Annotated in this window: 20 protein-coding genes; 13 read left to right on the forward strand and 7 right to left on the reverse strand. The window is 64.6% G+C overall.

Annotated elements, in window-relative coordinates; all coding sequences use genetic code 11:
- Window positions 1-242 precede the first annotated feature (242 nt).
- The 3 genes from QM712_RS00660 to blaBJP all read left to right on the forward strand — a co-directional run bounded on the left by QM712_RS00660 (window position 243) and on the right by blaBJP (window position 3215).
- A complete protein-coding gene (locus QM712_RS00660; protein WP_415021082.1) occupies window positions 243-1784 on the forward strand; it encodes a hypothetical protein in 1542 nt (513 codons plus the stop codon).
- 62 nt (window positions 1785-1846) lie between these two features.
- Window positions 1847-2131, forward strand: coding sequence for a Plug domain-containing protein (locus QM712_RS00665; RefSeq protein ID WP_415021083.1), 285 nt, complete (start codon window positions 1847-1849; stop codon window positions 2129-2131).
- A gap of 199 nt (window positions 2132-2330) precedes the next feature.
- Window positions 2331-3215, forward strand: coding sequence for a BJP family subclass B3 metallo-beta-lactamase (gene blaBJP, locus QM712_RS00670; protein ID WP_415021084.1), 885 nt, complete (start codon window positions 2331-2333; stop codon window positions 3213-3215).
- A gap of 28 nt (window positions 3216-3243) precedes the next feature.
- On the opposite strand, the gene hutU is transcribed toward blaBJP, so the two are convergent.
- From hutU to hutI, 3 genes are read right to left on the reverse strand one after another with little or no spacing between them, the layout of a single operon-like run.
- The gene (gene hutU, locus QM712_RS00675; RefSeq protein ID WP_415021085.1) at window positions 3244-4914 is read right to left on the reverse strand and encodes a urocanate hydratase; all 1671 of its coding nucleotides are present in this window, start codon (window positions 4912-4914) and stop codon (window positions 3244-3246) included.
- Between the two features lie 12 nt (window positions 4915-4926).
- Entirely contained in the window at window positions 4927-6486 is a 1560-nt protein-coding gene (gene hutH / locus QM712_RS00680) for a histidine ammonia-lyase (RefSeq protein WP_415021086.1), read from the reverse strand.
- Complete coding sequence (gene hutI, locus QM712_RS00685; protein ID WP_415021087.1) at window positions 6483-7697, reverse strand: imidazolonepropionase; 1215 nt, start codon at window positions 7695-7697, stop codon at window positions 6483-6485. Before hutI ends, hutH begins: the two co-directional genes overlap by 4 nt.
- A gap of 86 nt (window positions 7698-7783) precedes the next feature.
- On the opposite strand from hutI, the gene QM712_RS00690 reads away from it, so the two are divergent.
- The 8 genes from QM712_RS00690 to QM712_RS00725 all read left to right on the forward strand — a co-directional run bounded on the left by QM712_RS00690 (window position 7784) and on the right by QM712_RS00725 (window position 15363).
- The gene (locus QM712_RS00690; RefSeq protein ID WP_415021088.1) at window positions 7784-9142 is read left to right on the forward strand and encodes a formimidoylglutamate deiminase; all 1359 of its coding nucleotides are present in this window, start codon (window positions 7784-7786) and stop codon (window positions 9140-9142) included.
- Complete coding sequence (gene hutC / locus QM712_RS00695; RefSeq protein WP_415021089.1) at window positions 9139-9867, forward strand: histidine utilization repressor; 729 nt, start codon at window positions 9139-9141, stop codon at window positions 9865-9867. Before QM712_RS00690 ends, hutC begins: the two co-directional genes overlap by 4 nt.
- A 110-nt stretch (window positions 9868-9977) precedes the next feature.
- Window positions 9978-10922, forward strand: a complete 945-nt coding sequence (locus QM712_RS00700) for an ABC transporter substrate-binding protein (RefSeq protein ID WP_415021090.1) — start codon at window positions 9978-9980, stop codon at window positions 10920-10922.
- Window positions 10923-10994: 72 nt separating this feature from the next.
- On the forward strand, window positions 10995-11768 hold the full coding sequence (locus tag QM712_RS00705) for an ABC transporter permease (protein ID WP_415021349.1): 774 nt from the start codon (window positions 10995-10997) through the stop codon (window positions 11766-11768).
- Complete coding sequence (locus QM712_RS00710) at window positions 11765-12550, forward strand: ABC transporter ATP-binding protein (RefSeq protein ID WP_415021091.1); 786 nt, start codon at window positions 11765-11767, stop codon at window positions 12548-12550. Before QM712_RS00705 ends, QM712_RS00710 begins: the two co-directional genes overlap by 4 nt.
- Window positions 12543-13775 (forward strand): Zn-dependent hydrolase, encoded by a 1233-nt coding sequence (locus tag QM712_RS00715; RefSeq protein WP_415021092.1) that lies wholly within the window; start codon window positions 12543-12545, stop codon window positions 13773-13775. Before QM712_RS00710 ends, QM712_RS00715 begins: the two co-directional genes overlap by 8 nt.
- A gap of 330 nt (window positions 13776-14105) precedes the next feature.
- On the forward strand, window positions 14106-14510 hold the full coding sequence (locus QM712_RS00720) for a DUF302 domain-containing protein (protein ID WP_415021093.1): 405 nt from the start codon (window positions 14106-14108) through the stop codon (window positions 14508-14510).
- 73 nt (window positions 14511-14583) lie between these two features.
- Window positions 14584-15363: an alpha/beta fold hydrolase gene (locus QM712_RS00725; RefSeq protein ID WP_415021094.1), complete on the forward strand. Its 780-nt coding sequence runs from the start codon at window positions 14584-14586 to the stop codon at window positions 15361-15363.
- 74 nt (window positions 15364-15437) lie between these two features.
- On the opposite strand, the gene QM712_RS00730 is transcribed toward QM712_RS00725, so the two are convergent.
- The 3 genes from QM712_RS00730 to QM712_RS00740 form a co-directional block, all read right to left on the reverse strand.
- Window positions 15438-16814 (reverse strand): aspartate aminotransferase family protein, encoded by a 1377-nt coding sequence (locus QM712_RS00730; protein ID WP_415021095.1) that lies wholly within the window; start codon window positions 16812-16814, stop codon window positions 15438-15440.
- A 65-nt stretch (window positions 16815-16879) separates the two neighbouring features.
- Complete coding sequence (locus QM712_RS00735; protein ID WP_415021096.1) at window positions 16880-17746, reverse strand: amidohydrolase family protein; 867 nt, start codon at window positions 17744-17746, stop codon at window positions 16880-16882.
- 363 nt (window positions 17747-18109) lie between these two features.
- Window positions 18110-18367: a hypothetical protein gene (locus tag QM712_RS00740; RefSeq protein WP_415021097.1), complete on the reverse strand. Its 258-nt coding sequence runs from the start codon at window positions 18365-18367 to the stop codon at window positions 18110-18112.
- A gap of 86 nt (window positions 18368-18453) precedes the next feature.
- Here QM712_RS00740 and QM712_RS00745 point away from each other — a divergent pair, with 86 nt between their 5' ends.
- Window positions 18454-19557, forward strand: a complete 1104-nt coding sequence (locus QM712_RS00745) for a phosphotransferase (RefSeq protein ID WP_415021098.1) — start codon at window positions 18454-18456, stop codon at window positions 19555-19557.
- Window positions 19530-20861 carry an aminotransferase class III-fold pyridoxal phosphate-dependent enzyme gene (locus QM712_RS00750; protein ID WP_415021099.1) on the forward strand — a complete coding sequence of 444 codons (1332 nt, stop codon included), beginning with the start codon at window positions 19530-19532 and terminating at the stop codon, window positions 20859-20861. The genes QM712_RS00745 and QM712_RS00750 overlap by 28 nt, the downstream gene beginning before the upstream one ends.
- Before the next feature lie 123 nt (window positions 20862-20984).
- On the opposite strand, the gene QM712_RS00755 is transcribed toward QM712_RS00750, so the two are convergent.
- A complete protein-coding gene (locus QM712_RS00755; RefSeq protein WP_415021100.1) occupies window positions 20985-22655 on the reverse strand; it encodes an amidohydrolase in 1671 nt (556 codons plus the stop codon).
- Between the last annotated feature and the right edge of the window lie 33 nt (window positions 22656-22688).

The raw sequence follows: 22688 nt of genomic DNA on the forward strand, positions 1-22688 counted from the left end.
GCAAAGCCGCTCTCGCTTCGAAGAGGTGGATGTTCTGCAATTGGTCCCACTTGCATTGACATCAATATGAGCCCCGGGGCAGTTTTTTAAATTGCTGACGAATCAGCGATGCCTCAAGCCGAGTACCTCTTGGACAACTTCCAGTGCTTTCGAGACTGATAGCGTTCCTGCGCCGCGTTCCCGCGGTGAAATGGGCATTCAGCAGGCTTCGCCCCTTGCCGCACAGCGGCAGCCTCGGCATCTTGCCGGTCGTCGCGAGCGATTCCATCGACGATATCGCTGCTCCGGCTCATGCCCCGGCCAGTGACGCAACGCACCACGACGCGGACATAGTCTCGCATGCTCCGATAGCTGCGGACGACGCGGCCACCGTTGCTGCCGCGGCGAGCCAACCGGTTGCGCAGCCGGACATCAGCATCGATGACGATTCTTATCAGGAGCCGGCTGCAGCCGAAGCCGCGACGACGTCTGACGCGATTGAGAGCGTCCCGGCTGCTGTCGCGGACGTCGTCATCGACAGCGCGCCATCTGCCGAATTTCCCGCCGATGTCGCGCCGCTCGTCGCACAAGAGGTCGCTCCTTCGGCTGACGCCATCGAAACCGACGCAGCCTCGAACATCAGCATCGATGCCAATTCATCGCAAAGCGAGCCGGCCATAGCGGAACTCGCGCTTCAGTCCGATGACGTCGAGAGCACTGTGATTGCTTGCTCGGATGTCGGGATCGACAGCGCATCGTCAGTCGACTTCCCGGCAGACGCCGTGCAGCTCGTCGCGGACGAAGCAGCCGTCTCGTCTGACACCATCGAAAGCCTCCCGCCCTCGGACACCGGCATCGATGACGATTCATCTCGACACGAGCCGGCGGTAGCGGAAAGCGCGATCCCGTCTGACGATGACGTCGAGAGCACTCCGATTGCTGCCGCGGATATCATCATCGACAGCACGCCGTCTGTCGACCTTCCCGCGGATGCCGAGCCGCTCGTCGCGGAAGAAACGGCCGTCTCGTCCGACGCCGTCGAAAGCGTTGCGGTTGCCGACATCAGCGTCGATTGCGATTCATCACAGGAAGAGCCGGCCGCCGCGGAAGCCGCGCCCTCGTCGGGCATCGTCGAGAGCGTTGCGGCCGAAGCCTCCGAGCCTGGCGTCAACGACAGTCCATCACCGAGCGTTGTTGCGGATTCCGGGCCGGTCGTCGCGACAGAATCTGCATTGCCCCTGATCGACGAAAACGCTGCGATCGAGGTCTCGGATACCGGCGTCAGCACTGCCTCGCAGCCCATCGTCGACACGGACGTTGCGCCGATCCCGTCGCAGGACCCACTGACCGCTGCAGCGGCCTCCATCGACGATACTTCCGCCGGTTCATCCGACACCGTCGCAAGCCGCGAACAGGCTCCACTTCCAGCGCCGCCCTCACCGGCGATCCGCAGCCTCCCGAAACCGCGCGCGAGACCGAAGGATCCGGCCGATCGTGACACGCTGATCCGGCGCCGTTGGGCGGAGACCGGGATCAGAATGTGGAATCCACGCATTCACGGCACCGGCGATGCCACACTGAACATTCAGGGACGCATCGAACTGTTGCCGCCGGCGGCCGGTGAAACGATGCCGCGGTACGACAGGCTGGAGTTCGTACTGCTCGGCGGCCAGATCGTCTGCGAAGGTGTCGTCGTCGAAGCGCCGGCGCAAGCGGGCCGCCGCAGCTTTACTCAGCTCGCCGAGCCGCGGAACCAGGACCGGGTTCGCGAGCCCGCGCGGGAGCGCCAGGCCGCTTTGGCCTGATCCTTTCCCTGCGACCGGCATCACGATGTGCTATGTTGCTGTCCCGGCATGGGAGATCGCACATGCGCGCAAGATCGTTGCCCCTGGTCGTGATCGTGACGTTCAGCGCCTTGCAGCCGGCCTTCGCCGACCCGGGCAAGCTCCGGCACCATGCGCCTGCAGCGGCCCTCAGCGCCGATCCGGCCGCGCCCTACAAAGCCGACCGGCTATCCTCCTCGCGCGGCGAAACGATCCTCAATGAGCCCGGGCAAACCACCGTGCTGACACGGCAAGTGCTCGACGACATGAACGCAACGAGCCTGAGGGACGCGATGCGCTCGACGGCGGGCGTCACGATCGGGCGCTAGCATTCCGCACCGTTCGCCTCTGTAACGAGACCTGCCGTGTTCGGCCGGGACGCCAGGTCTATTCCCCGACGGCAAGCGAAATATTCCTGACACGAGGCGGTTGCCTGCCCGGCCTCCTGCGACGTAGCCTGCGCTCCGGCAGCGCGCCATCCGACGGCCGGGCCCGAACCAAACGACAAGAAAACCGGGGAGGAGAACGATGAAGAAGCTCGCTGCGGCGCTTTGCGCGCTGGCTCTATTCGGACCGGCTGCACAGGCGCAGACGGTCAAGGACTTCCTCGCAGCCGTCACCAAGAAATGGACTGCGCCGTTCGAGCCGTTCCAACTCATCGGCAACATCTACTATGTCGGCACCGACGGCATCGCGGTCTACGTCATCAAGACCTCGCAGGGCCTCATCCTGATGGATACGGCGCTTCCGCAATCGACCGGCATGATCAAGGACAACATCGCAAAGCTTGGCCTCAACGTAGCCGACATCAAGATCATCCTCAACACACACGCCCATTTCGACCACACCGGCGGCTTTGCCGAGATCAAGAAGGAGACCGGAGCGCAACTGATCGCTGGCGAACGCGACAAGGCCCTGCTCGAGGGCGGCTACTATCCCGGCGACGAGAAGAACGAGGACCTCGCCTTCCCTGCCGTGAAGGTCGACCGTGCCGTCAAGGAAAGCGACAAGGTCACGCTCGGCGATACCACGCTGACCGCGCACGAAACGCCCGGTCATTCGCCGGGTTGCACGAGCTGGGAAATGACCGTCAAGGACGGCAACCAGGATCGCGAAGTGCTGTTCTTCTGCAGCGGCACGGTGGCGCTGAACCGGCTGGTCGGCCAGCCGACCTATCCCGGCATCGTCGACGACTACCGCGCGACCTTCGCCAAGGCCAAGGCGATGAAGGTCGACGTGCTGCTCGGACCGCACCCGGAAGTCTACGGCATGCAGGACAAGCGCGCGCAGATGAAGGACGGCGCGCCGAACCCGTTCGTCAAGCCCGGCGAACTCGCAGCCTATGCAGGCGGCCTGTCGGAGGATTTCGACAAGCAACTCGCCAAGCAGACTGCGGCGCTGGAGAAGAAATAGCCGCCACCGGCCTCAGCCAGCGGCAGAGCTATTTCGCCAGGCTCGGTAGATCGAGCCCGTTGGCACGAGCGCTTTCGATCGCGGTCTCGTAGCCCGCATCCGCGTGGCGCATGACGCCGCTCGCCGGATCGTTCCAGAGCACGCGTTCGATGCGCTTCGCCGCTTCCGGCGTGCCGTCGGCGACGATCACCATGCCCGCATGCTGCGAATAACCGATGCCGACGCCGCCGCCATGATGGAGCGACACCCAGGTCGCCCCGCTCGCGCAGTTGAGCAGCGCATTCAACAGGGGCCAGTCGGACACCGCGTCCGATCCATCCCGCATCGCCTCGGTCTCGCGGTTCGGGCTCGCCACCGAGCCGCTGTCGAGATGATCGCGTCCGATCACGACCGGCGCCTTCAGCTCTCCGCGCGCCACCATCTCGTTGAACGCGAGACCGAGGCGGTCGCGATCGCCGAGGCCGACCCAGCAGATCCGCGCCGGCAAGCCCTGGAACTTGATGCGCGCCTTGGCCATGTCGAGCCAGTTGTGCAGATGCTTGTCGTGCGGCATCAGCTCCTTGACCTTGGCGTCAGTCTTGAAGATGTCTTCCGGATCGCCCGAAAGCGCGGCCCAGCGGAACGGCCCGACGCCGCGGCAGAACAACGGACGGATGTAAGCGGGCACGAAGCCGGGGAAGTCGAAGGCGTTTTTCAGGCCCATGTCCTGCGCCATCTGCCGGATGTTGTTGCCGTAGTCGAGCGTGGGGATTCCCTGCGCGTGGAAGTCCAGCATGGCCTGGACGTGTTCGACCATCGATGTCTTCGACGCGCGCTCGACCGCTTTCGGATCGGATGCACGCCTGGCTTCCCATTCGGCGAGCGTCCAGCCCTTCGGCAGATAGCCATTGATCGGATCATGCGCGCTGGTCTGATCGGTGACGATGTCGGGCTTCACGCCACGACGCACCAGCTCGGGGAATATCTCGGCCGCATTCCCCAGCAGACCGATCGACACCGGCGTTCCGGTGTTCGCGGCTTCCGCCATCATCGCAAGCGCCTCGTCGAGCGTCGCCGCCTGGCGGTCGAGATAGCCCGTGCGCAGCCGCATCTCGATGCGGCTCGGCTGACATTCGACCGCGAGCAGCGAAGCGCCGGCCATGGTCGCGGCCAGCGGCTGCGCGCCGCCCATGCCGCCGAGACCGGCGGTCAGGATCCATTTGCCGGCAAGACTGCCGCCATAGTGGCGGCGCCCGACCTCGACGAAGGTCTCGTAGGTGCCCTGCACGATGCCCTGGCTGCCGATATAGATCCACGAGCCCGCCGTCATCTGGCCGTACATCATCAGGCCCTTGCGATCGAGCTCGTTGAAATGGTCGAGCGTCGCCCAGTGCGGCACGATGTTGGAGTTGGCGATGAGGACGCGCGGGGCATCCGCATGGGTGCGGAAGACACCGACCGGCTTGCCGGATTGGACCAGCAGGGTCTGGTCGCCGTCAAGCTGACGCAATGCGGCCGTGATCCGGTCAAAGCTGTCCCAGTCGCGCGCCGCACGGCCGATGCCGCCATAGACGACGAGTTCGCTCGGACGCTCCGCGACCTCGGGATCGAGATTGTTCATGAGCATGCGCAGCGGCGCCTCCGTCAGCCAGCTCTTCGCGCTGATCTCGCTGCCACGGGGGGCGCGAATGGTGCGGTCGTTGTCCAGTCGGCGGTTCATGCAAAGGCCTCTTCAAGCAAGTCGCGGAAACGGATCGTTCGGGAGCGTCGAGAGCGCAGCGGCGGGCAACGCACCGGCCTCGACCAGTGCAGCCGCGCCGGCGAGATCGCCGGCCATGTAGCGGTCGGCGCCGAGTTCGGGGATCTGCTCGCGCAAGGCGGCGATGACCGCCACGAGCGGCGCACTGGTCGCATGCGGAGCACGCAGCGTGATGCCTTGCGCGGCTACCAGCAGCTCGATGCCGAGGATCGCCGCGAGATTGTCCGCCATGTCGGAGAGACGCCGCGCGGCATGCGCCGCCATCGACACATGGTCTTCCTGGTTGGCGCTGGTGGGCGTCGAATCGATCGAGCAGGCAAGCGCGCGCTGCTTGTTCTCGGCGTAGAGCGCGGCCGCCGTGACCTCGGCAATCATGAAGCCGGAATTGATCCCGGGATCCGGCGTCAGGAACGGAGGCAGGCCGAAATTCAAGGCGGGATCGACCAGCGTCGCGATCCGGCGTTCGCTGATGGCACCGATCTCCGACAGGGCCAGCGCGATCTGGTCGGCGGCGAACGCCACCGGCTCGGCGTGGAAGTTTCCGCCGGACACGATCTCGCCGGTCTCCACCAACACCAGCGGATTGTCGGTGACGGCGTTGGCCTCGACGATCAGGCTTCGCGCGGCCTGCGTGATCAGGTCGAGCGCGGCCCCCGCGACCTGCGGCTGGCACCGCAGGCAATAGGGATCCTGTACGCGTTCGTCGCCTTCGAGATGCGATTGCCTGATGTCGCTGCCATCGAGCAACGCCATCAGGGCTGCCGCCGCGGCGACCTGTCCGGCATGGCCGCGCAGGGCCTGAATCTCGGGACGGAACGGCGCCGTCGATGCCATCGCGGCATCGACCGACAGCGCGCCGGTCACGAGCGCGGCGCGGGCCAGGTGAAACGCGCGCAGCACGCCGGAGATCGCGTAGGCCGTCGAGAACTGCGTGCCGTTGATCAACGCCAGTCCTTCCTTCGGACCGAGCGTCACCGGCGCGAGACCTGCGGCGGCGAGTGCCTCGCGACCGGACACAGGCTTGCCGCCGACGATCGCCTGCCCTTCGCCGATCATCACCGCGGTCATGTGCGCGAGCGGGGCGAGATCGCCGGAGGCGCCGACGGAGCCCTGCTGCGGGACCAGCGGGCAGACATTTCGCGCCAGCATGGCCTGCAATTGCTCGATCACCTCGCGGCGCACGCCGGAGGCGCCACGTCCGAGCGAAACGATCTTCAGCGCCATCATCAGCCGCACGATCGGCTCAGGCGTGGGCGCCCCGACGCCGCAGCAATGCGAGACGATCAGATTGCGCTGGAGCAGCGCGGTCTGATCGGGCGGAATGCGCCGCGACGCCAATTTGCCGAAGCCGGTATTGATGCCATAGACGGGAACGTCGGCGCGCGCCGCTTTCGCGACGATCTCCGCCGCGGCCTCCACACGTGGCCAGAACGACGGATCGAGCACGACCGGAGCGCCTGCAAGCACGTGCGCAAGATCATCGAAGCCGACCGCACCCGGCCTGACGATGATCGGTGCCGCGGGCTCCGTCATTGCCCCCTCCACACCCGGCGATGCAGCGGGTTGAAGCCGATGCGGTAGACGAGTTCGGCGGGACGCTCGATGTCCCAGATCGCGAGATCGCACCATTTGCCGGCTTCGAGCGTGCCGGCCTCATGCAGCACGCCAAGCGCCCGCGCACCCTCGCGGGTGACGCCGGCGAGGCATTCGGCGACGGTCAGCCGGAACAGCGTCGCGCCCATGTTCATGGTCAGCAGCAGCGAAGTCAGCGGCGAGCTGCCGGGATTGCAGTCGGTGGCGAGCGCCATGTGGACGCCGTGCTTGCGGAACGCATCGACCGGCGGCTTCTGCGTCTCGCGAATGAAATAGAAGGCGCCGGGCAGCAGCACGGCCACCGTCCCGGCCTTCGCCATCGCGGCCGCTCCGGCCTCGTCGGTATGTTCGAGATGATCGGCCGAGAGCGCCGCGAATTCTGCGGCGAGAGCCGCCCCGCCGAGATTCGAGAGCTGGTCGGCATGCAGCTTGACCGGCAGACCCAGACCACGCGCCGCTTCGAACACGCGCGCCGTCTGTTCGGCAGAGAATGCGATGCCTTCCATGAAGGCATCAACGGCATCTGCAAGCCCCGCTTTTGCAATCGCGGGCAGCATCTCGCTGCATACGAGATCGATGTAGCGGTCCTTGTCGCCGTCGGCCTCGGGCGGCAGCGCATGCGCACCGAGAAAGGATGTGCGGATCGCCACCTGGCGCTGATGGCCGAGGCTGCGCGCGGCGGCGAGTTGGCGCATCTCGGTTTCAGTGTCGAGGCCGTAGCCGGACTTGATCTCGACGGTGGTTACGCCCTCGCCGATCAACGCATCGAGCCGCGGCAGCGCGCTTGCGACGAGGTCGGCCTCGCGCGCCTTGCGTGTGGCAGCCACAGTCGAGACGATGCCGCCGCCGGCGCGCGCGATCTCCTCATAGCTTGCGCCTTTCAGGCGCAGCTCGAACTCATGCGCGCGGTCGCCGCCATAGACCAAATGGGTGTGACAATCGACGAGGCCCGGCGTGATCCAGCGGCCCTCGCAATCGATCCGTTCGGCGGCGTCCGCTCCCATCGGTAGATCAGCCTGCGGACCGGCATAGGCAATGCGGCCGTCGCGCGCGGCGATCACGCCTCGTTCGATCTCTCCGAGATCGGGGCGGTCCGCCCGCATGGTGGCGAGCCGGGCGTTATGCCAGATCCGGTCGAAACGCTCTGCCATGCTCGTGTCCCTTCGGGCCCTGGGATGCTTGACATATATGTCTAGACATATAATCGTGTCGCCGCCCTGTCCAGCCGGTTGGAAATATGACCCGACTGCATTTCGCCTCAGCGCTCCTGCCCTCTGGCTGGACCAATGACGTGCAGGTGGTCGTCACCGCCGGCGCGATCGCGTCGGTGACGCCGGGCGCGGCACCGGCCCCCGGCGACGAGCGGCACGACATCGCGCTGCCGGGACTTGCGAGCCTGCACAGCCACGCTTTCCAGCGCGGCATGGCGGGCCTCGCCGAATTGCGCGGCAACGCCACCGACACGTTCTGGACCTGGCGCGAGACCATGTATCGCTTCGCGCTGGCGATGACGCCGGACGACGTCGCCGCGGTCGCGACACTTCTCTATGTCGAGATGCTCGAGCGGGGCTTCACGCGCGTCGGCGAATTCCACTATCTGCATCACGACCGCGACGGATCGCCCTATTCCGATCCAGCCGAGATGGCCGCGCGCATCGCGCAGGCTTGCTCGGATTCCGGCATCGCCCTCACCCTGCTGCCGAGTTTTTATGCGCACGGCTCTTTCGGCGGCGCAGCGCCGCATGCCGGGCAGCGTCGCTTCGTCTGCTCGGTCGATCAGTTCGCCGCGCTGATGGCGGCTTCGCGCAAGGCCATCGGCGGGCTGCGGGATGCCAATATCGGGATCGCGCCGCACAGCCTGCGCGCGGTCGCGCCGGACGAACTGCCGGCGATCGTTCCGCTCGCCGAGGACGGTCCGGTTCACATTCACGCCGCCGAACAGACCAAAGAGGTCGAGGATTGCCTGGCGTGGTCGGGCCTGCGGCCGGTGCAATGGCTGCTGGAGCATGCGCCGGTCGACCGGCGCTGGTGCCTCATTCACGCGACCCACATGACCGACGCGGAAACCGTCGCGCTCGCGCGGAGCGGCGCGGTCGCCGGCCTCTGCCCCGTCACCGAAGCGAGCCTCGGCGACGGCATCTTTCCGGCGCGCGAATTCCTCGGCGCCGGCGGCATATTCGGTGTCGGCACCGATTCCAACGTGATGGTCGGCGTCGACGACGAACTGCGCCAGCTCGAATACGGCCAGCGGTTGAGACATCGCGAGCGCAACGTGCTGTCCGGCAGCGCCGGCGCATCGACCGGGCGCACGCTGTTCGACCGCGCCCTCGCCGGAGGGGCGCAGGCATTGGCACAAACGGGCATCGGTCTTGCGCCGGGCGCGCGCGCCGACATCGTAACGCTCGATACCACGCATCCTTCTTTGGCCGGACGCCGCGGCGATGCCGTCATCGACGGCTGGATCTTCGCGGCGGGCCACAGCGCGATCGATTGCGTCTGGGCCGGCGGCGACAAGGTCGTCGAAGCCGGCCGACACAGGCTGCGCCAGGCCGCGCGCGAACGCTTCAACGCATCCGTGCGGAGGCTCGTCGCATGAGCCTTGCCGCCGACGCGGCCGACAAGCCGACGCTCTACAAGCGCATCCGGGCCGACATCGAGAAGCGGATATTGACCGGCGAATGGCCGCCGGGCCATCGCATTCCGTTCGAGCACGAACTGGTCGCGCGCTACGGCTGCTCGCGGATGACCGTGAACAAGGCGCTCTCGGAACTCGCGCAGGCCGATCTGATCGAGCGGCGAAGGCGCGCGGGCTCCTTCGTGCGCCGTCCGCAACATCTGTCCGCCGTGCTGAAGATCGCCGACATCCGCGCCGAGATCACCGCGCTCGGCCGCAGCTATGGCTACGAGCTCATCCATCGCAAGGTTCGCACGGCGACTGCCGCGGACCGCGCCCGTCTCGGCGTGAAGAACGCCGGCAAGGTTGTCGCGATCGCCTGCCGGCACAGCGCCGACAACGTGCCTTTTGCCGCCGAGGACAGGCTGATCGACCTTTCATCGGTGCCGGAGGCCGCGACCGCGGACTTCGCGCGCGAGCCGCCCGGCTCCTGGCTGCTTCATCATGTCCCATGGACAGAGGCCGAACATACGATCAGCGCCATTGTTGCGGATGATCGCACGGCGGAAGCGCTCGGCATTGCCGTCGGCGCGCCCTGCCTCGTGATCGACCGCTATACATGGCGCAGCGCACGCACGATCACCGCCGTGCGGCTGCTCTATCCCGGTGACTCTCACCGCCTTGTCGCCCGATTCAAGGGAGGCTGAGAGAAGGATGTCGGCACAATTCGTGCAACGGCTCGGGCAACGGTCCGCATGGACCGACATGACGAGATCTACAGGACGTCAATCCATCGATCGGCAAGAGGACGACAATCATGCGTAGTTCGAAAGTATTTGCGACAATCATTGCCCTCGCGGCCTCCACTCCGGCGCTCGCCGACGACGTCAAGGTCGGTGTCGGCATCTCCGGATGGACCGGCTTCGCGCCGCTGACGCTGGCGAAGGAAGCCGGCATCTTCAAGAAGAACGGTCTCGACGTCACGATCAAGAAGATCCCGCAGAAGGACCGCCACCTCGCGATCGCCTCGGGCGACGTGCAATGCGCGGCGACGACGGTCGAGACCTGGATCTCGTGGAACGCCAACGGCGTCGCGACCAAGCAGATCTTCCAGCTCGACAAGAGCTACGGCGCCGACGGCATGGCCGTTCGCAACGACGTCGCGGCGATCAAGGACCTGAAGGGCAAGACCATCGCGGCCTCCGCGCCCGGCACCTCGCCCTATTTCGCGCTGGCCTGGATGCTCAAGAAGAACGGGCTTACGGTGAAGGACGTCACCGTGGTGAACCTCGAGCCGGCCGCGGCCGCGCAGGCCTTCGTGTCGGGGCAGAACGATGCCGCGATGACCTACGAGCCGTATTTGTCGACGGTTCGCGCGGCGCCCGACAAGGGCAAGATCATCGCGACCACGCTGGACTATCCCATGGTAATGGACACGTTCGGCTGCACGCCGAAATTCCTCACCGAGAATCCCAAGGCTGCCAAGGCACTCGCCGACAGCTATTTCGAGGCGCTCGACATGATCGCCAAGGATCAGGCCAAGGCCTACGAGATCATGGGTGCCGACGTGAAGCAGACCGGTGAGCAATTCGGCAACTCGGCGAAGTATCTGCGCTGGCAGGACAAGGCCGCGAACCAGAAGTTCTTCGCCGGCGATTTCCTGACCTTTAACAAGGAAGCTGCGGACCTCCTGCTCGAGATCGGCATCATCAAGGCCGCGCCGAAGGTCGAGGACCTCTTCGACGCGAGCTTCATCAAGTAACCTTCTCGATAGCTGCCGGCGCCGTCTCACGGCGGGGCCGGCAAACCCCTTCACTGCCCGGATAGATCGTTGATGCGTCCCCTGGATCCCGTGACATCGAAGCAGCGCGTCGCCTATGGCTTCGCGTTCTTCGTGCTGTTCGTCGCCCTCTGGTCCTGGGCGACGTTCGGCGGCCATGTGTCGAAGACCTTCCTCGCCAACCCCTTGACGATGGTTCAGGAAGGTTTCGACCTGCTGACGAAGCAGGGCTTCGTGTTCGATATCGGCATGACGGTCTGGCGCGTCATCGGCGGCTTTGCGCTCGCCGCCATCATCGCGGTGCCGCTCGGCGTGCTGATGGGCGCCTACAAGCCGGTCGAGGCGTTCCTCGAACCCTTCGTCTCCTTTGCGCGCTATCTGCCCGCCTCCGCCTTCATTCCGCTCCTGATCCTGTGGGCCGGCATCGGCGAACTGCAAAAACTGCTCGTCATCTTCATCGGCTCGGTGTTTCAGGTCATCCTGATGGTCGCCGTCACCGTCGGCGCCACGCGGCGCGATCTGGTCGAGGCCGCCTACACGCTGGGGGCCAGCGACCGCGGCATCATCCGCCGCGTGCTGCTGCCCTCCTCCGCACCTGAGATCGCGGAGATTCTGCGGCTGGTGCTCGGATGGGCGTGGACCTATGTCATCGTCGCCGAGTTGATCGGCTCCTCTTCCGGCATCGGCCACATGATCACCGACAGCCAGGCGCTGCTCAATACCGGCCAGATCATCTTCGGCATCATCGTGATCGGACTGATCGGCCTCGTCTCCGACTTCCTGTTCAAGGCATTCAATGCCTGGCTGTTTCCATGGAAGCTCGCATGACCACGCTCAGGATCGAACAGGTTTCCAGAACCTTTCCCGCGCGCCACGGCAACGCTCCGACCCGGGCGCTGGAGCCGACCGATCTCCTGATCGGCAACAACGACTTCGTGACCATCCTCGGCCCCTCGGGCTGCGGCAAGTCCACGCTCCTTCGCATCGTCGCGGGTCTCGATCGCCCGACCAGCGGGCGCGTCACGCTCGATGGGCGCGAGGTCACCGGCCCCGGCGCCGATCGCGGCATGGTGTTCCAGTCCTACACGCTGTTCCCGTGGCTGACCGTGCGGGAGAACATCGCCTTCGGCCTGCGCGAGCGTGGCGTACCGCAGGACGAACGCCACAAGGTTGCGGACGCGCTGATCCGGCAAGTCGGCCTGTCCGGTTTCGAGAACCACTGGCCGAAGCAGCTCTCAGGCGGCATGCAGCAGCGTACCGCGATCGCCCGCGCGCTCGCCAACGACCCGAAGATCCTGCTGCTCGACGAGCCTTTCGGCGCGCTGGACAACCAGACCCGGGCGCTGATGCAGGAAATGCTGCTCGGCATCTGGGAACGCGACCAGAAAACCGTGCTGTTCGTGACCCACGACATCGAGGAAGCGATCTTCCTCGGCAGCCGCGTCGTCGTGATGAGCGCACGCCCCGGCCGGGTCAAGGCCGAGATCAATGTCGACCTGCCGCATCCGCGCTCCTACAAGATCAAGACCACGCCCGAATTCGTCCAGCTCAAGGAACGGCTGGTCGAGGAGATCCGCACCGAGGCATTGAAGGTCGCCGAACATGCCTGACAATCCCCAGCGCGCCGATGGCGAGCGGGTTCTCGCCGATCTCAATGCGCTCCGCGCCATCGGCACCTACAAGACCGGCGTGCACAAGCCGACATTCTCCGAGCCTCACAAGCGTTCTCTGGATTGGCTGGTGCAGAAACTGCCCGACGCCGGTCTCTCGGCCGCGATCGACGGGATCGGCAACGTCTTCGGCACCAGCGCCAAGCCTGGTGCAAAGCTGCTGGCGGGCTCGCATCTCGAAAGCCAGAACTACGCCGGCTGGCTCGACGGCCCGCTCGGCGTCGTCTACGCGCTCGAAGCCGCGCGTGTGCTGAACACCGATCCCGCGTTCAAGGGCGCGGTCGAGGTTGCCGCGTGGTGCGACGAGGAAGGCCATTTCGGCCACTTCCTCGGCTCCCGCTCCTTCGTTGGCCAAGTGACCGAAGCCGACATCGACGCCGCCCGCGACCGCACCAGCGGCCGCACCATGCGAGAGGCTCTCGGCGAGCTCGGCCTCGCCGGCCGCGCGCGCATCAAGGCCGAGCCGGGACGGCATGTCGGATATCTCGAGGCGCATATCGAGCAAGGCGATACGCTCGAAAGCGGGCACCTCGCGATCGGCGTCGTGACGTCCATCGTCGGCATCTGGCAGTATCGCATCAACTTCGTCGGCGAACAGAACCACGCCGGCACCACCCGCATGGCTGTACGAAAGGATGCAGGACTCGCGCTCGCGAAGTTCTGCGTGGCGATCGACGAACGCTTCCCGGCGGCGTGCGGCCGCCGCACGGTGTGGACCACCGGCCGGATCACACTCGATCCTGGCGCCCCGAGCATCATTCCGGGCACCGCCGAAATGCTGTTCCAGATCCGCGACGACGATCCGGCCGTCGTCGCGCGGCTGGAAGACCTGCTGCGGACGATGGCCGGCGAGGTGAACGCGCTCGAGCGCTGCACCGTGCATGTCGAGCGAATCCGCATCGGCGCTCCCGCCTCGATGAATTCCGGCTTCCAGGACGCCATCGAAGCGGCGAGCAAGGCTCTTGCCGACGGGCGATCGCTCCGCATGCCCAGCGGGGCCGGCCACGACGCGCAGATGCTCGCGACCATCATGCCCGCGGCCATGTTGTTCGTCCCCTCCATCGGCGGCATCAGCCATCACTGGACCGAGAACACCGCCGACGCCGATATCGTCACGGGCGCGCAGGTTTTCGTCGATGCCTGCCGACGGATCCTCAGCGGCTAGATCTTGGCGGCTAAATCTTGGCGGCTGGCCCGCTGATCGCGGGAGCCCACACCCGTCACCCTGACCGCCTTCCGCTTCAGTTCATCACGCCTCGCGCAGCGATCGGCCGCACCAAACGCCGCGAAAAGCGACACGTCCCGCACGGCAAGCGATCGCGGCGTCGATGGCGCGCCCATCAATCGCCGGATTCTCTGTTATGGTATCATCAGACCGACGGACGTCGCCTGATCAAGATCGCCTCGTCCGCAGACGTGAAATGCGGGGATACGAGCGCATCGGAACACCGGTCGCGCGCCGACTGCAACAATACGATGATTGGGAGTTCAGGCCATGGCCGCGGACGGACTGATATCGATCAAGAGCGGCTTCGGGCCGCAAGAGACCATGAAGCGGTTCGAAACCGAGGTGCGCGCCAAGGGCATGACGGTGTTCGCCCACATCGATCACGCAGCCGGCGCCACAGACGTCGGGCTCTCGCTCCGGCCGACGGATTTGTTGATCTTCGGAAACGCCAAGGCCGGCACGCCGTTGATGCAGGCGGCACAGGCGATCGGCATCGATCTGCCGCTCAAGGCGCTCGTCTGGCAGGATGCGTCGGGCACAACATGGCTTTCCTACAACGATCCCGCCTGGCTCACCCGTCGCCACGGCCTGGACGAGCAGACGAAAACAGTCGTGGGCGCGATGACGGCGGCATTGAGCGCCGCGGCGACGAAGGCGACCACAGCGCCGTGACGGCCAGCCGCGCGCGCGACCATGCCGCTCATTCGACGAAGGAACACAGACACGACGACCGAGGAGAGAATTGATGCCGACGAACAGACGTGCATTCACGGCCGCCCTGCTCGCAGGGACCACCGCTGCGCTGATCTCCCGCCGCGGAATGGCCGCGACCGATGCTCCGACCAAGGCCCGCAACATCGTCCTCGTGCACGGACTGTTCGCAGACGGATCATGCTGGACTGACGTGATCGCGCGATTGCAGCCTGCCGGGTTCAATGTCACAGCCGTGCAAAACCCGCTCACGACTTTGCCCGAAGCGGTCGAATCCGCGCAACGCGTGCTGGCGCGGCAGGACGGCCCGACTGTTCTCGTCGGACATTCATTTTCAGGAATGATCGTCACCGAGGCCGGAGTGCATCCGAAGGTCTCAGCGGTCGTCTATGTCGCCGCGCGAGCACCGGATGCCGGCGAGGACTATTCGGCGCTGGCGAAGCAGTATCCAACGCCACCGGCTACGGCCGGCATCGTCTTCGACGGCGATGAAGGGCGCCTCAGCGAGGAGGCATTTCTCCGCGACTTCGCCGGCGACCTGCCGGGGGCGAAGGCAAAGGTGCTCTATGCGGTTCAGCAGCCCTTCCACAAGTCGCTGCTTGCCGGAAAGACGACGGAGGCGGCATGGCGATCGAAGCCGAGCTATTATGCCGTTTCAACCGAAGACCGCACGATCGACCCGGATCTTCAGCGCTTCATGGCCAAGCGAATGGGAGCCAAGACCATCGAGGTGAAGGCGAGCCATCTGGGCCTGATCTCCCATCCCGATGAAATCGCCGACCTGATCGCGGAGGCGGCCGGGGGCAAGCGGTAGGCGAAGTGGACGCGGGAATCCCGACTTCCGGCGAGGGGCGCCAGAGTTGCGCTCGATCCTCATCGAGCGGCCATTCACCGACCGGCTTGCAGCCAAGCCAGCGTATCGTCGAGCGCGAGCTCCGCGAGCCGGAACATTTCCGCAATTTCCGCCTCTGAAATGATCAGCGGCGGGCAGAAATTGACGGTATCGCCAAGCGCCCTGGTGATGAGTCCGCGCTTCAGCGCGCTCGCTCCGACATGAGCCGCCACGTTCCACGACGGATCGAAACTTTCCTTGCTGGCCTTGTCCTTGACGAGTTCGAGCGCGCCAATCAGGCCGGAGCCGCGCGCATCGCCGACCAACGGATGCTCGCCAAGCGAACGTAGCTTCGCCTGGAATTCGCCCATATGGCCTCGCACGTGGCCGACGATGTCCCGCTCTTCGTAGATCTTCAGCGTCTCCAGGGCCACCGCGGTGGCGACCGGATGCCCACCGTAGGTAAATCCGTGACTGAAGACCCCGATCGTTCCGCTCAGATTCCGGATCGCCTCGTACAATTTCTCATTGATCATGACCGCAGCGATGGGCTGATAACCCGACGACATTTGCTTGGCCATCGTGACGATATCGGGCTCGAGGCCGAACGTCTCGCACCCGAACATGTTTCCGGTCCGGCCGAAGCCGCAGATGACTTCGTCCGCTATCAGCAGAATGTCGTACTTGCGCAATACCGACTGGATCTTCGCATAGTAGGTATCAGGCGGCACGATACAGCCACCGGATGCCATCAACGGTTCAGCGAAGAATGCGGCCACCGTGTCCGGCCCCTCCCGCAAGATGAGCTGCTCCAGCTCCAGCGCACAACGCGTAGCGAATGCCTCTTCGTCTTCCGCCGGGTTCGCGTAGCGATAGTGGAGAGGACATGCGGTGTGAAGGATGCGATCGATGGGGAGATCGAAATCCCTGTGATTGTTCGCCAGGCCAGTAAGGCTCGCGGACGCCACCGTAACCCCGTGATAGGCCCGGACACGCGAAATGATCTTCTTCTTGTGCGGCTTTCCGATGGCGTTGTGGTAGTACCAGACCATCTTCAATGCGGTGTCGTTTGCTTCCGAACCGGAGTTCGCGAAGAAGACCTTGCTCATCGGCACCGGCGCAATCGCGACAAGCCTCTCGGCGAGTTCGATCGCCGTTGGATGCGATTTGCCGCCGAAGCTGTGATAGAACGGCAATTGCTTCAACTGTCGATGCGCCGCGTCGACGAGGCGCGGCTCGCTGAAGCCGAGCGAGGTGCAGAACAGCCCTCCGAGCCCCTCGATGTAGCGCTTGCCGTCCTGGTCGAATACGTAGATCCCCTCGCCGCGCTCGACGATCATCGGCCCCGAGGCTTCATGCGCGACCGCGTTGGTATAGGGATGAAGGACGTTCGCGATATCGCGGGCATCGAGTGAATTTGGCCGGATGTTCATTGCCTTGTCCCGAATATTGATTGGTTCGTTTCGTCTTTGCGAACTGTCCCGCAAGCCATGACCACCTAGCCGAACCCAAAGAGATCAGCGGGGTTGTCGACCAGAATCCGCTTCCGGACCGCTTCGTCCGGCGCGTAGCGAAACAGCAGATCGAGCAGGTCACCATCGTTCGGCGGTTGGGTCTTCGAAACCGGGTGCGGCCAGTCGGTCGCCCAGAGAACGCGCTCGGGAGCGGCCTCGATATAGGTCTGCGCGACCGGAACGACGTCATCCCACGGCGAGCCGCTGCGCGAGAACTTGTGTCCGTTCGAGAGCATGACCCAGAAATTGCCGCGCTTGAGAAGCTCGACCATGGCGGCCTGAACGGAGCTGGACGCATCGGCGAGATTCGGCCGGCCCATGTGATCGATGACCACAGGAAGCTTGAGATCCTTGATCAGGTCGAACGTATCGAGAATGCCGTTCTCGCTTGGCTGGATCTTGATGTACCAGCCGAGTTCGCGCGCGCGGTCCGCGGACCAGTTGAAGTCGTCGGCCGAGGTCGCGAGATTGACCTGGCTCAGGAAGTTGAATCTGGCGCCCTTCACGCCCGCAGCGGCAAGCTGCGCGACTTCCCGTTCTTCCAACTTCAGGCTGCCCGCCACCGTGCAACCGCGATAATTCGTTCCGGCGGCTGCGAGAGCGTCGAGCAGCACGCGATTGTCGGGCCCATAAGTCGTGGCCTGCACGATGACTCCGCGCGTGATGCCGAGCACGCGGTGCATGTTGAGAGCCTTGTCGATCGTGGCGCTGGGCATCTGATAGGCCGCACCCGGCCGGGGCGGATAGATCGACGGATCCCCGAACGGATGAAACTGGCAGTCGCAGCTTCCTTGCGGGATTGCCTTGGCCGGCGGATGCGGGTGGGGATCGAAAGGAAAATATTCGCTCACTTGAAGAACCTTAGTTGCGCTCGATCGAGGCTTGCGGGTGACATCGCACTGAATGAAGAGCTGCCTGCGCGTCTCACCGCGGGGCTGTGACGCGGCACTGCGCCCACGGCAGAGTCGGCATCTCGCTCGCCTGCGGGGCGACGCCATGAATGACGCCCGACACCACGAGACCATCATCGCCATGGTCGCGCTCGGAGTGAGTTTCCCCTGCGATGTGCCTGGAAACGGGATGACCGGCCGCTGATTGCTCGCTTTTACTCAAGCACATTTATTTCATTCAATGAAATTTACGTAGACGGCAAGCTAGACAAAAAAATACGTATTTGCAATAAGAACGACGCTCATCACGTGAGATCGACAGGATCACTCAACGGATGCCCGAATAATTATTTCATTAAATGAAAGATCGAAATGGATCTCGTTTCGCGGCTTCGTGACAATGCGCCTTTGCAGAATTCCTGCGCCGTCAATGGCGCCGGGATCGGAGACGGCGTCGACGCCGTTCTGCATACGGCGACCGCCGCAACGATCAGGCTGGCCCCTTCTCTCGGCGAACCATCGATCGGGGCCGAAGCGCTCTCTCGACATCTCGGACGGGCTCCGCGCGTCGCGGAAGAACAATCAGGCCTCCGATGCGAAGACTCCCACTTCGGCATCATGGAAGTCGCGGAGTTGAAGTACATCCTTCCCGGAGATCTGCAGCTGGCATGACGATCAATCCAAACCCGCAGAACGGCGCAGCCGCCAAATCGGCCGAAATCGACCCGTTCGAAAGCGCAATCCGCGCGACGCTCGACAATCCTCCGCCGGCTTTTTCGGAGACCGACGCGCAGCGCATCCTCGGCGACGTGTTTGGTTTCGCGGCGACGGCCAAGCTCACGACCGGCGAGCGGGATCAGAATTTCGGCATCGTGCGCGACGACGGGACCAAGTTCGTTCTGAAGATCGCGAACAGTGCTGAAAACCTCGACGTTCTCGATTTCCAGAATCAGGAGCTTGAAGCCGTCCGGCGGCTGCAACCGGACGTTCCGGCCTCCCGGCTCGTGCCCGCAACCGACGGCGCGCTGCTGACCCGCTACGTCTCGGATGGATTGACTTACGGGGTTCGCCTGCTCACTTATCTCGACGGCATGCCGCAAGCGCGATGCAGCGCTTCGAAGCCCGGCATCCGCCGCGACATCGGCCGGATTTCAGCCGCCCTCGGCAGCGCGCTCTCCACAGTTCATCATACAGCAGCCGACTACCCCCTGCTCTGGGACATGAAGCACGCGGGCCGGCTGCGCCGCTTCGAGTCGGCCATTTCCGATCCATCCGAGCGCGCGATCGTCGCCCGAGTGCTTCAACGCTTCGAAAGCAGCGTCCGGCCGGCGCTCGACGACTTGCCGTGGCAGCCGATCCATAACGATCTCAATCGCAACAACATCCTGATGCAGGACGTCGACAGCGAGCGCATTTCCGGAATCATCGACTTCGGCGACTCCGTGTACTCGCCCCGCGTGATCGACGTGGCGGTGACGACCGCGCATCAGATCTACGATCAGAATGATCCCATCCAGGCCGCATGCGAAATGATTTCGGCCTATCACGCGGTCGTGCCGCTGCAGGACGCCGAGCTTTCGGTGCTGGTCGATCTCATCACGACGCGACTGATGATGCGGCTGGCGATCAAGGGATGGCGCTATTCGACCTATCCGGATCGCGCGGAGTATTACGAGCCGAGCCTCGACAGACCATATCTCGACACCGTCGAGCGCCTCCTGGCGGATCGCGACAGGTCGACCGATTGCTTCCGGCAGGCCTGCCGTCCCTAAGTCCCCTTCGTGCAATTCAGGAGCTATCCATGAACGATCTTATCGCTCGCAGAGAGCGCGCCTTGGGCCCGGGGATGCGGCTGTTCTATGAGCAGCCGTTCGAGCCCGTCGACGCCCGAGGCGTCTGGATCACCGACGTTGACGGAAAGCGCTACCTCGACGCGTACAACAACGTTCCGCATGTGGGTCATGCCCATCCCAGAGTGGTCGCGGCGGTTCAGGCCCGGATGGCTTCGGTCAACACCAACACGCGCTATCTGGACCCCCACGTCCTCGATTATGCGGAAGCTCTCAAGGCGACCATGCCGGCGGAGCTCGATACGGTGATGCTCACATGCTCCGGCACCGAGGCGAACGACCTCGCCTGGCGGCTTGCTTGCGCGCATACCGGCGGCAGCGGTGCCATCGCGACCAGTTACGCCTATCACGGCAACTCGACGATGGTGAGCGCGCTGGACGTCGTTTCGACACCGAGCGGGAAAAACGAAGGCTGGGTCGCAACGGTCGATGCACCGATCGACCGGTCTGCGGAGGATGGGGATTCCGAAGCCGGTTCGGCGACCTTCGACAAGGGCATGGCCGCCGCCATCGAGACGTTGACGGCAAACAAACGCCCTCCCGCCGCATTCTACTTCGATCCTCTATTCGCCTCCGACGGCGTGCGCCTGCCCGCCAAGGGAGCGATGGAAGCCGGGCTCGAGAGGCTGCGCAAGCAGGGCGGCCTGGTCGTTTCCGACGAGGTGCAACCCGGCTTCGGCCGGCTCGGCGAAGCCATGTGGGGCTTCGAAGCCGTCGGCGTGATGCCCGACATCGTCACCATGGGCAAAGCGACCGGAAACGGATACCCGCTCGGCGTCGTGGTCACGCGGCGTGAGATCGTGCAATCGTTCCGCAACAAGGGGCGCTACTTCAACACCTTCGGGGGAAGCCCCGCCGCCAGCGCCGCGGGCGCCGCGGTCCTCGACGTGCTCAGCAGTGAAGGCTTGCAGGCGAATGCGCGCGCGGTCGGAGCCGATTTGAAGGCCGCACTGATCCAGTTGGGGCAGCGACACCGCTTGATCACCGATGTCAGGGGAACCGGTTTCTTCCTCGGCGTGGAATTGGCGCACCGGCGCGGAGGCGAGAAAGTCCCGGCAACCGCGGAAGCGCGGCGCGCCATCAACCTGTTGTGGGAGCTTGGCGTCCTCGTCGGGCTAACGGGACCCGGCCTGAACGTGTTGAAGGTCCGTCCTCCGATGGTGTTCGGCAAGGACGACGCGGCCATCCTGCTCGACAGGTTCGACCAGGCCATGGGCCGCGTCTGACAGGTCGCTCCCGGGACCGTCATGCATGACTTGATACGCTACGCGTTGGGCGCGCGAGAAGCATGGCGCGCCCGACATCGTCGGATCGCAGTCGTTTTCATCTGATCGAAATCCCTGCCCCGCTCATCGCTCGTCGGATGCGTAGACCCTTTTGCCGGCGAAATAGGTTTGCAGTACACGCGTCTCGCTGATCGCGCGCGGTGGGATCTCGAAGAGATTGCGGTCGAGGATGATGAAGTCCGCGAATTTTCCAACTGCGATCGAGCCGGTGAGCTCCCCAAAACCCATGCTGATCGCCGGATTCAGCGTGTAGAGCGGGATGGCCGCAGCGAGGTCGATCGCCTGGTCAGGACCGAGCTGACCACTGACGATACCTTCCGGATTCTCCCTGGTGATCAGCGCCGACATGCCGGGCCATGGATTCGGCGACGGCGCCAGCGCGGGCCAATCCGTCCCGATGCAGACATGCGTGCCTGCTTTCAGCAGGCTCCTGACCGGCCAGGACCGGTCGGCACGCTCCTGGCCCAGCACCGCGCGGTTTCTTGCGATCGTCGCGTTCGGAAACCACAGCGGCGGGCAGAGATCCGCCATCACGTTCAATTCGGACAGACGCGGAATGTCATCCGGCAAGATATGACTGAGATGAGCGATCTGGTGCTGGGGCCCATTTCGTCCGTTTTGCTTTCGAACGTTCTCGATGGCGTCGAGCACGTCATGGATGGCCTTGTCGCCGATTGCGTGAACCTTGACGTGGATTCCCTGTGCGTCGAGCGGCGCGATCAGATCCGTCAGCTGCTGGACGGCGTGGAAAGGCTGCACCAGCGGCCCAGGGCCGCCGTCCTCGGCGACATAGGGATCCATGAACGCAGCCGTTCGCGTCGCCGGCACGCCGTCCATGAAATACTTCACGAAATCGATGGCGACATGCCTCGACGCATACGAGTCTCGTCGCGCGACGACGCCATCCCCAATGCCGTCACGCTGCGGCGTGATCAGCGACTCGGTGGCGATGCAGGTCGCGATCCACGCTCGCAGATCGCCGGCATCATCGAGCTCCTTGAAGATCCTCATCGTCGCCTCGGACGTCACCGCATGAGTGAAACCGGTCACGCCGAAGCCGTTATACTTCGCCACCGCATGCCTAGCGGCGGCCATCTGGTCGTTCAGCGTGTAAGGCGGAACGGTGCTGTCGATCAGGCCGCACGCCGCTTCGAGCAGCAAGCCGGTCGGCGTGCCGTCGGCGGCGCGGACGATGGTTCCGTTGTCCGGATCCGGTGTCGATCTGTCGATGCCCGCGAGCCTCATCGCCGCCGAGTTGGCATATCGGGCGTGATAGCTCAGCTCGCGAAGCACCGTCGGATGATCGCCCGTGGCGCGATCGTATGCGGCCAATGCATCGCGTGAGGACAACTGCGGAGCCAGCGCACTGCTCCAGGCGCCGCCCACGATCCAGCTTCCCGGCTTCCGGGACTCTCGGGCCACACGAACACTTTCGAGCATCGTGTCGACGTTGACGTTCGGCGGCAGCTGCAACTCGAACAGTTCGGCCCGTGCCCCCTCGTAGCAATGGGTGTGCGCATCGATGATGCCCGGCAACACTAGCCGGCCTTCGGCATCGACGATCTCGGTTTGCGGCCCAATGAGTTTGCTGATGTCGGCCTCAGTCCCCACCCCGATGATGACCCCGTCCTTGACGGCAAAGGCATCGGCCCACCGGCGGGACAGATCCACCGTGTAGGTCTTCGAATTGACGACCGCCATATCGGCGAATTCAGGCGTCGAATTGTCGTCCATACCCTGCGATCCATTTCACTAGATGAAACTTAT

Source organism: Bradyrhizobium sp., assembly GCF_047605465.1.
Classification (GTDB): domain Bacteria; phylum Pseudomonadota; class Alphaproteobacteria; order Rhizobiales; family Xanthobacteraceae; genus Bradyrhizobium.